Source organism: Mycobacterium sp. UM_Kg1 (assembly GCF_000972925.1).
GTDB classification, from domain to species: Bacteria; Actinomycetota; Actinomycetes; order Mycobacteriales; family Mycobacteriaceae; genus Mycobacterium; species Mycobacterium hiberniae.
Map to the genome: position 1 here is coordinate 1 of NZ_JRMK01000138.1, position 9,196 is coordinate 9,196.

General features: G+C 65.5%; 10 protein-coding genes. 5 read left to right on the top strand and 5 right to left on the bottom strand.

From position 1 onward, the window contains the following. On the top strand, window positions 1-589 hold a 589-nt coding region (locus LI92_RS23875), incomplete at its 5' end, for a hypothetical protein (protein WP_046321013.1). Continuing rightward, on the top strand, window positions 586-1,329 hold the full coding sequence (locus tag LI92_RS17280) for an SGNH/GDSL hydrolase family protein (RefSeq protein ID WP_082109779.1): 744 nt from the start codon (window positions 586-588) through the stop codon (window positions 1,327-1,329). The genes LI92_RS23875 and LI92_RS17280, both read left to right, overlap by 4 nt. A gap of 36 nt (window positions 1,330-1,365) precedes the next feature. On the opposite strand, the gene LI92_RS17285 is transcribed toward LI92_RS17280, so the two are convergent. Continuing rightward, window positions 1,366-2,415, bottom strand: coding sequence for a beta-galactosidase (locus tag LI92_RS17285; protein WP_046321016.1), 1,050 nt, complete (start codon window positions 2,413-2,415; stop codon window positions 1,366-1,368). Further along, window positions 2,415-3,038 carry a YveK family protein gene (locus tag LI92_RS17290; RefSeq protein WP_046321017.1) on the bottom strand — a complete coding sequence of 208 codons (624 nt, stop codon included), beginning with the start codon at window positions 3,036-3,038 and terminating at the stop codon, window positions 2,415-2,417. Before LI92_RS17290 ends, LI92_RS17285 begins: the two co-directional genes overlap by 1 nt. A 117-nt stretch (window positions 3,039-3,155) precedes the next feature. Here LI92_RS17290 and LI92_RS17295 point away from each other — a divergent pair, with 117 nt between their 5' ends. The 3 genes from LI92_RS17295 to LI92_RS17305 all read left to right on the top strand — a co-directional run bounded on the left by LI92_RS17295 (window position 3,156) and on the right by LI92_RS17305 (window position 7,144). Next, window positions 3,156-4,346: a YveK family protein gene (locus LI92_RS17295; protein ID WP_046321019.1), complete on the top strand. Its 1,191-nt coding sequence runs from the start codon at window positions 3,156-3,158 to the stop codon at window positions 4,344-4,346. A gap of 79 nt (window positions 4,347-4,425) precedes the next feature. Continuing rightward, on the top strand, window positions 4,426-5,646 hold the full coding sequence (locus LI92_RS17300) for an O-antigen ligase family protein (protein WP_046321020.1): 1,221 nt from the start codon (window positions 4,426-4,428) through the stop codon (window positions 5,644-5,646). A gap of 349 nt (window positions 5,647-5,995) precedes the next feature. Beyond that, the gene (locus LI92_RS17305; protein ID WP_052740837.1) at window positions 5,996-7,144 is read left to right on the top strand and encodes an NHL repeat-containing protein; all 1,149 of its coding nucleotides are present in this window, start codon (window positions 5,996-5,998) and stop codon (window positions 7,142-7,144) included. Here the strand turns inward: LI92_RS17305 and LI92_RS21940 are convergent. The 3 genes from LI92_RS21940 to LI92_RS17320 form a co-directional block, all read right to left on the bottom strand. Then, window positions 7,130-7,474 carry a hypothetical protein gene (locus tag LI92_RS21940; protein ID WP_052740838.1) on the bottom strand — a complete coding sequence of 115 codons (345 nt, stop codon included), beginning with the start codon at window positions 7,472-7,474 and terminating at the stop codon, window positions 7,130-7,132. The genes LI92_RS17305 and LI92_RS21940 overlap by 15 nt on opposite strands. 3 nt (window positions 7,475-7,477) lie before the next feature. Continuing rightward, entirely contained in the window at window positions 7,478-8,191 is a 714-nt protein-coding gene (locus tag LI92_RS17315) for a nucleotidyltransferase family protein (RefSeq protein WP_046321022.1), read from the bottom strand. Beyond that, the coding region (locus LI92_RS17320) for a GHMP family kinase ATP-binding protein (protein WP_204368897.1) at window positions 8,191-9,196 on the bottom strand (1,006 nt) is incomplete at its 5' end. The genes LI92_RS17320 and LI92_RS17315, both read right to left, overlap by 1 nt.

Below are 9,196 nucleotides of genomic sequence, written 5' to 3' on the forward strand. Positions count from 1 at the left end.
GATGGGATGGTGGGGCCTTTCGCTGTCCAACGTGCTGTTTCAGCTGCAGGTACCGGTGGTGGCCGCCCTGGCCAGCACCGCTGTCGCCGGCCTGTACGGGGTGGCCACCAAGGTGGTCGGCCCAGTCCTGTTGCTGCCGGCCTCGATGGCGACCGTGGTCATCCCGGAACTGGCGCGCCGTCTGCACACCGGACATGCCTGGGACCTTTACCAGCAGTTCTCCCGAGTGTGCCTGTGCTACATGGGAGTCGCGCTGCTGAGCGCATGGCCGGCGGGCATCCTCGTGACGCGCATCGCCGGCCCGCCCTACGCTGCGGCACTTCCGTTGGTGGCCGGAATGGTCGCTGCCGCCGGGCTTTCCGCCTTCTCACAGTCGTTCGCGGCCATGCTGGTGGCGGCGGGCTCCCCCAATCAGGCGACCGCCTGCATCGCGGGGGGAAACAGTGTGGCTTTGGTGCTGTTGGCAATCCTGGCGGCACGCGGACCGATCGCGTCGCTGGCCCTGGTGCAACTGCTGGGCGAACTGATCGTGCTGCCCGGATTGATGCTTGCGGTACGGCGCCTTCGGGCTGCTAATGTGGTGCCATGATGCGCTCGGTGGGGGCGCTGTTGCTCACGCTTGCTGTGCTGGTCGCCGCGTGCGCCGGCCAGACCCCGCCGCCGAAACCGTCGACCGGGGCGCTGTCGCCGGCCACCGAAACGGCATCACGAACCCCGGCTGGAGCGCTGCAGGCTGTGGTGATCGGCGACGAATTCGCGGCCGGCATCATGGCCGGCGGCTTCGGCAGCAAGAACTGGCCCGCCAGCCTGCAACGACGGGCAGGTCAGTCCGGAGTCGATGCGTATTTCCGCAACTTCAGCCGTGGCGGTGCGGGATACACCGTCACCGTTCCGAGCTCACCCACGTTCGGCGAGCAGGTGACCCGGGGCGTTAATCACGACACCAATCTGGTGCTGCTGGCGGGCGGGGCCAACGACGTCAACTCGCTGCCCGCCCTGCACGATGCCGCCGTCGCCACCCTCGACCACGTCAAGTCCATTGCGCCCCGGGCGGGCATGCTGATAGTCGGGCCCAGCTGGTATCGGCGCGAGCCCCCCAACGAAGCGATCCTGGCCGCCCGCGACTCCATTCGTGACGCCGCCGCCGAAGCAGGCGCCCCGTTCATCGACCCGATCGCCGAAGACTGGTTCGCCGGAGACGACAGGCTCGCGTCGCCCGATCATCTGCAACTCAGCCACGCCGGACAGCAGGTGGTCGCCGACCGTCTTGCCCAGCCCGTGATCGACGCGCTGCGTCAACAACATCCGGCGCCCGGCCGGTCCCGCTAGAACGTGCCCGCACCCAGCACTGCAGCGGCTCGCCGATCAGGACCGCGCCAAGGTTTTGATCGCCTCGACGGCAGGCTTGGGCGTGTAGTCGACCCCATAGATCCCGAAATTGAATTCCGCGTTAGATGCATCCGGGCTCAGGTCGCGACTGGTGAACAGAAAGGGCGGGCCCAAGTAGCCCAATGAGTTTGCCCATTGCAGGAAAGCCACCAGGATCTCGGCCTGTCGTTCACCGGGAACGGCAAACGGGGACGTGCCGGTGGCTTGGCCATACTCGGTGATCCAGATCTTCTTGCGGCCCTCGCCGTGCGCGGCCATCAGCTGATGCACCTGCGCCACGGCAGCGCCTCGACCCAGCGGGTCCTCAGTGATCGGATACGGATAGGTATAAGGGTGCAGAGCAATCGCATCCAATGCGTCACCCGCCCCGGCTGCGTAGAGCTGCTGGACGAAGTCCACCGAGTCAATGCCGCTGTTCGACGATGACAGACCCCCAGACATCACGATCGACTGCGGTGCGGCGGCATGGATGTTCCCGTAGGCCTCCCGCAGCAGCGCTGCGTAGCGGCCGACGTCGACGGGCGTGAAAAACTCCGGCGCGTTGGGTTCGTTCCAGATCTCCCACGCGCCCACCGCATTCTTGTAGCGGTCCGCGATGGCACGGGCGATCTGCCCGAACGCAACCGGGTCTGCCGGCGGGCTGCCGACCGCGTTGGGATCGGCGCCCGGAGCCTGTGCCCATACCGGCGCCGGACCCGATATGCACATCAGAATGCTGAGGCCGGCCGCGCTGGCGGCCTGCACCGCGTTGTCGCCGGTCGACCAGTCATAGGCGCCGATCGACGGTTCGATCTTGTGCCACTGCACGATGATTCGGATCCAGCCGGCGCCGGCACCGCGGATCGACTGCGCCTCATCTGCGTAGCCCTGCAAAGAGTCGCTCCACATGGTGGCCACGCTGGCCACCCCGAAAGGCGGCGCGGCCGCGCGCACCTGCTGGCAACGCGGCAACGCCGAGGTGAACAGCGTCAGGTTCAAGACGACCACCACGGCGACGGCGATGAGCAGCCGGCGCCTGGCGTTCATCAGCTCTGCGCCTGGCTGAATTCTTCACGTGCGGCGCGGAGATCAGGCAGCAGACGGCGTTTGACAGCCACCGCCACGACGAGCCCCACGATCAATCCGGCGAACGCTCCCGCGGCGACCAGCACCGGGTTGAGTGTCGACTGCAATGTGGCGGCAGACGGCGCCGCACGCTGCACCACTGTCGCGCCGACCGGCGGTGGGCCACCGCCCAAGGGGCGTTCCAGCTCGTTGATTGTGGCGATCAGCTCGTCGGCGACCGCGTTAGCGAGGGTGGCCGCCGTCTCGGCATTGGTGTCATCGACGCCGATGTCCAAAATGATGGTGGCCGGCGGCACGTCGACATGCAGACGCTGCGCCAAATCGAGGGGACTGCTGTTCGTTCCGGCCCGGCGAACCGCGTTGGAGAGCACTTTCAGGTCCGACGCCAGGACCTTGTAGGTCAGCACACGCTGCTGACCAGCCAGCGTCGCCTGGTACACGTCGCTGACGTCGACGGCGTTGGTGGTGACGAACAGTCGGGTGCTCGCGCGGTATTCGTTGGCCCCCGCCCAGCTCCACAGGGCGCCAACGAAAGCACCGACAATCGTTGCCGCAGTCAGCCAGACCACATAACGCCTGCGCACAGCGCCTAATGCTACCCAAAACTGAGCCGATCAGTCGGTTTTCTGTTCACAGGGAGCTTTGGCGGCGCACAATGGCATGGTCCCAACGCCACTGAATCCGTCGAAGGCAGGTGGGGGGTGCAGCTCAGCGTCTTCGGCCGAGTCCTGCTGGACAGCCGCCGCGCAGTCGTCGTCGCTCTCCTTCTCGGTGCCCTGATGGGGCTGGCGTATTCGCTGCGGCAGCAGCCCATCTACACCACAACTGCGCGCGTCATCGTGGTCGCCGATCCCGACCAAAGACCGTTCGCCGACCTTGCCGCGCTCTTTCTTTCGCAACGCCGGGCGCGTGACTTCCTGACCCTGCTGACCAGTCCAGCGCTGCTACAACGAGCTGTCGTCGTGTACGGCCTGCCCACCACCGCCGAAGATCTCCGGAATAACCTGACGATCACGTCGCCACGGGACACGGCCCTGATCGATATCACTGCCACAGCACCCACCGGTGAACTGGCCACCAAGTACGTCGTGACCGTCGCGCAAGAATTCGTCACCGCTGCGTCGGAATTGGAAAAGCAAGGGGCCGTGCATGTCCGAGTCGTCGACCCCGCCGCCGTCCCGCCCTACCGCTCACGTCCGCGCACAGCCAAGAACATCGTCGACGCCGCACTGGCGCTGGCGTTGGTAGCTCTGGTGGCCAGCTTCTACCGCGCACGCCGCAACCCCAAACTGGGCTACCTGCCTGATCTGCGCACCATCGGCGACGTGCCGGTGATCGGCATGATCGAGGTCGGCGGACGCACCCACCTGGCCGGGCGGCGGTCCAGGCACCGACAGACGGCTCAGCTCAGCCAGGGGGTGGATCGCATCGCCGAGCGGCTGGTCGCAGCGGGCGCGTCAATTTCACTGGCCCCCCCGGAGCACCAAGCCGCCCACCCGGCGACGCCACGTCCGGAGCTCCGGTACCTGCGAGCCTGCTTCGGCGATGCCGAGGGCTGGCTGATTGTCGCCGCCAGCCGAAAGCCCCACAACAGCTCCGGAAACGGCCGGCACAGCCGCTGGGAAATGTTGACGAGTGACCTGTTGGCGCTGCGCATCACCGAGTCGCGGCTCGCGGCACGCCGGGCCATGTCGTTGGCTGCGGTGGGCACCGCGACGCGGCCGATGCACGTCGGCATCATCTCGACAGATTCGCGATGGGACGAATTGCGGCGCTTCGCCGACCAACTCAACGACAACGGTCGGCTGGCGGTGATGGTGATTGTCGACAGCAAGGTGATCGAGCGCACCAGCGCCGACGGCGACAGCGTGGAGCGCGCACGCATCGGGTAAGGAACGAGCGGTACGACGAGGGGGGCGTTGCGCTGCGATGGCAATCCTGATTCTTTTGGCGGCAACAGCATCGATCTGGGTGGCGGTCGGCGACCCACGCCTCCTGATGCAAGGCGCAGATCGGTTCACTGTGGTGTGGGTGTTCCTGGTGGCCGCCTGGCCCTTCATCACCGTCTATGTCGTCGGCCCTCTGATCTGGGCGTCGCCGGACCAGGCCGGCAGATTCTTTCCTGCCCTGCAGTACACGCCCGCGGCGATCTGTTCGACGGTCGGGGTGGTGCGTGGTCTGCGGGAGTCACGGACCCAGGTCAGCCTGCCCGCCGCGCTGATCGGCTCCTCACTGCTGTTCGCGGCCGTCTCGGTCTGGTTCTCCGGGCGTGTGCAGGTGCTCAATTTCATCATGGCGGGAGCACTGTTCATGGGTGTTGTGCTCAAGCAGGGCGTAACACCGGTGCGTACGCTGAGCGTGGCCGCGCAAGTATCGCTGCTCGCGATGTCGGCCGCTGTGACGCTGGCCGTGATCGTCAACCCCGGCCGGGTCCTGACCCACTGTCGCCTCGACAAGTGCGGAGCCCTCACGCAGGTGCTGACCTCACCATTGTCGGCGAACGGCAATGTGCTCGGCATAGCGACGGTGCTGCTCATCCCCTTCGCCTGCGCGACCTTGACGCTGCGGCGCTGCGTGGTGCTGCTGGCCGGCGTCGGGGCCTTTCAACTGCTGGCGATGAGCAGGACTGCGATCTTCGCGCTCGTGACGGTCTCGGTCGCGCTGCTGCTCATCAAGGCGGGGACCAGCTTGCGGTGGCAGCTGCGGGTGGCATCCACCGCCCTCGCCGTCGGGTTCTGTGCGTCGTTCTTCCCCCTCTTCGTGAAATTCAGCGGCTCGTCATACGCCGAACGCGGCTACGTCTGGCAGGCGGGGCGTGACGCGATCGGAGCGGCGCCGGTCTTCGGCCATGGGCCGAGCTACTGGTGGCTGATCGCCCAGAACGCACTTTTCGATGTCAACTACTCGCCTCACAACGGCTGGTACGACATATTGATCTCGGTGGGCGCCTGGGGGGTGCTGGTGGTGGTCGGCGGCGTGATTCTGCAGCTGACGACGACAGCGAGTGCCGCACTGCCCTACCTCTTCACCTACTACGCGTGCGTTTTGTCGATCAATGTCTTCGAATCCGTCTACGTACCATACTTTTTGGGAATTATGCCGATAGCCGCCCTACTGCCGCTGATGCTGTACGAGCCGAAGTCGGCCGCCGATCCGGAACTGGAGTCCAACCTGACGGCCTCGTCCCGCTGACAACGGACTCGCACGGTTAGCCGCCGCAGCGCCACCAGGGGGATTCCGCCCTTCGGACACCGGGCATCGCAGGCGCACATACCCGCCCGGTATTACCGGACTACCTCACCGGCCACGGGCCGAATTAGGGTAGTCGATCACGCTTGTGGCGGGCGTGGCTGCGCTCAACAATCTCCGAATGATGCCCACACCCATGAACGCCGCACCTGTGTCGCGCTGGTCGGTGCCGGCGCAGCCTCCGAGAAGGGCCAACTCGGGTCGATGGTCCAGCACCACACCGCCTGTCGGGCTCGTCGCCGCGGTCCTCGTCCTCTTGGCCTGTTGCGGAACTGCCTGCAGCCATCCCGCGGTGCACGCCGAGAAGATCGACAAGTCCACCTTCAAGGGCACCTGGCCCTTGAAGGTGGACTCGGGAGTCCTTGCGTGCGATGGCGGTGCTGTCACCTTCACCTCCAGCGACACCAACGACACCTACGCGCTCAACGCGCTGGCGAGTAAAGCCACGGATAAGAGTTGGCAGCCGGATTCCGAGCACATCTGGCTGGCCGCCGCGGGCGGACACGAAGGCAACCCCGGTGTACCGCGAACATCGATGACCGACTTGATCAACGAAGGGCTCAAGTTGTGCGGGCCGCCGTGGGATATGCCGTCGACAACGCCCCAGCCCGAGGCCACACCGTCGACCGCGGTCGCCGCCGATGCGGCCGACCCGCAAGCCGACCTGCCGACGACGCAGCTGGAATTGCCGTTCACCGATCTGGACAGGCCGGGCGGTGTGGCGGTGGACCGCGCCGGCAACATCTATGTCGCCGACACCGGCAATGCCCGGGTGCTGAAAATGCCGGTGGGATCGAATCGGCAGGCCATGCTGCCCTTTACCGGCCTGCTCAATCCAGACAGCGTGGCGGTGGACCAAGCCGGCAACGTCTACGTCACCGACTATGGAAGCAACTCGGTGCTGAAACTGTCAGGTAAGTCAAAAAAGCAGACCAAGCTGCCGTTCACCGGCCTAAAAGCTCCCACCGGGACCGCAGTGGACGTTGCCGGCAACGTCTACGTGACCGACTACGGCAACCACCGGGCGCTGATCCTGATGGCCGGTTCGAAGGCCCCGGTCGAACTGAAGCTGCCGTTCGTCGGGCTGACAGCTCCCACCGGGATTGCGGTGGATCAGGCGGGCAACAAGTACCTCACCGGTTACGGCAACGCCCAGGTGCTGAAACTGCTCGCCGGGTCAAGCGCCCCGGTGAAGCTCCCGTTCACCCGTTTCACCGGTCCGAATCCGCCCAACGGTGTGGCGGTGGACACCAAGGGGAACGTTTACGTCGTCGACGGTCTTCACCAAAGGGTGGTCGAGCTGCCCGCACAGTCGACCCGCCAGGTGGAGTTGGCGTTCGGCACGGGCGCGGGCAATCCCCGAAGCGGTGTGGCGGTGGATCGCGCCGGCAACGTCTATGTCTCCGACAGCCATCGGGTGCTCAAGCTATCGCGGGAGTAGCGGCGGGGCCGCAGTCGGTTCGGTGGCCTGATCGCGGCGCGCCGCGCCGCGGATCCGCATCGTCTGGATGAACGCGAATACCACTGCCACGCAGGAGAACACGTTCGACACCGTGATGCCGGTGGTGCTGTTGATCGCCAGCAGGACGTCACCTTCCAGTGCCCCGTCGGCGAACGGCCAGATCAACGCGGACACCACGACCGCTGTGATCGACCATCGGCTGGGCTTGGCGGCACACCACGCCATCGAGGAGAAGAGCGCGTTCATGGCCACAATGCTGTAGAACAGCTGCTGGTCGGCGGCGAATATCGAAGTGGCGGCAGCGGGCACGGCTCATCCCTCTTTTCCGAGCTGGCGCAGATGCGCATCGGTCTCACGCAGGCCCGCAGGCGAGCCGATCTCATAGAAGCGTTCGCACACCTCGAATCCGGCCACCTCGTCCCGGCAGACCAGGGAGAACAAGACGTCGGCCAGATCCGTGTTCTGTCCGGCCGGTACGGACTCCAGTGCCTGCCGGCGTAACAGCAGCAGCCCGAAGTCGATGTGCTTCATGGCGGGGTCGGTGCTTTTCTTGTCGTAGGCCGCGATTCGGCCATCCCGGAAGAGCACGTTGCTCTTGTCCCATCTGTCCTCGTTGCGGCACACCGTCATCAATGCCGGCCGTCGGTCCGACCGGAACGACGCCCAGATGGGACGCAGATCGACATCCAAGTAGGAGTCCCCGTAGACGACCCAGAAGACTTCTCCCAGCTGTGCACCGGCCTTCTTCAGGGCGCCCGCGGTGCCCAGCAGCCTGTCCCCGTCGAATGACACCGAAACCGACAGTCCGAAAGCCGACCCGTCCCCGACGAACTCCTGCACCGCCGCGCCCAGATGCCCCAGGCACAGCACGACCTGCGTCAGCCCCTGTCTCTTGAAGAGCCGGAGCTGGTGGGCGATGAAGGGCTCGCCGGCCACCTCCAGCATGGACTTGGGCACCGACCCCGTCAGCGGCCGCATGCGGGTGGCCAAGCCACCGGCCAGAACCGCGACGGGGGGAAGTCGCATCACGATGCGACGACGATCTTCGTGCCCTCGAAGTCGAAGCGGAACCGCACCTCCGTCATGCCCGCGCCCATCAAGGCGTGCCGCAGGCGAACCTTGTCCTCGGCGTAGAACATCAGGAATCCGCCGCCACCGGCGCCGATCAGCTTCCCCCCGACGGCGCCGTTCCGGAGGGCCAGTTCATACCAGTCGTTTATCTCAGGGTTCGACATCGATCCGGACCGCTTTTTCTTGAATTCCCAGTGCGTGTTCATCAGGCGGCCGAACTCGTGGAGGTCCCCCTTCTCCAGGGCGTCCCGGCTCTTGAAACCGAGCTCCTTGACGAAGTGCAGGTTCTGGAGCATGTCGTCGGCCCGCTTCTTGCTCTGATCGTCCTGCTCTTTGAGGATCGATGACGCTGAGCGGGAGTAGCCGGTGAAGAAGAGCAGCAGATTGTCCTCGAGGTTGTACAAGGTCTCCGTCGACACCTTCAGTGGGCCCGCCTCCACCTTGCCGTCCTTGCGGAAGGTGAAGCAGGTCAGACCTCCGTAGGCCGCGATGTACTGGTCCTGTTTGCCGATGGGGTCATTCAGAAGGTCCAACTCGATATGGCAGGCCTGCTCCGCCAGCTCCTCCGGGTGCACCAGGTTCTTCTGGTAGGTGTGCAGCGTCTTCAGCAGCGCCGTCGTGAAACTGCCTGACGAGCCCAACCCGGTGCCGGCCGGTATGTCGGCCATGCTGGTCAGCTCCAGGTTGGTCTCATTGATTCCCAACATCTTCAACGCCTCGCGGATGATCGGATGCTGGACCTCATCGGCCGACGACACCAGCTCCATCTGGGAGTATTTGATGATCATGTCGTGCCCGAAGGTCTGGTGCAGCGTCAGGTACACGTACTTGTCTATGGCCGCGGCCACCAGAAACCCTTCGTGGTCCCGGTAATACGACGGCAGGTCGGTACCACCGCCGCCGAGGGAGATACGCAGGGGACTGCGGCTGATGATCACGGCTTGCTCGCTCGGTAGATGG

Bases quoted from the DNA above. Each gene is read 5' to 3' on its own strand.
- LI92_RS17280 (WP_082109779.1), top strand. From the start codon at position 586: ATGATGCGCTCGGTGGGGGCGCTGTTGCTCACGCTTGCTGTGCTGGTC.
- LI92_RS17285 (WP_046321016.1), bottom strand. From the start codon at position 2,415: ATGAACGCCAGGCGCCGGCTGCTCATCGCCGTCGCCGTGGTGGTCGTC.
- LI92_RS17315 (WP_046321022.1), bottom strand. From the start codon at position 8,191: ATGCGACTTCCCCCCGTCGCGGTTCTGGCCGGTGGCTTGGCCACCCGC.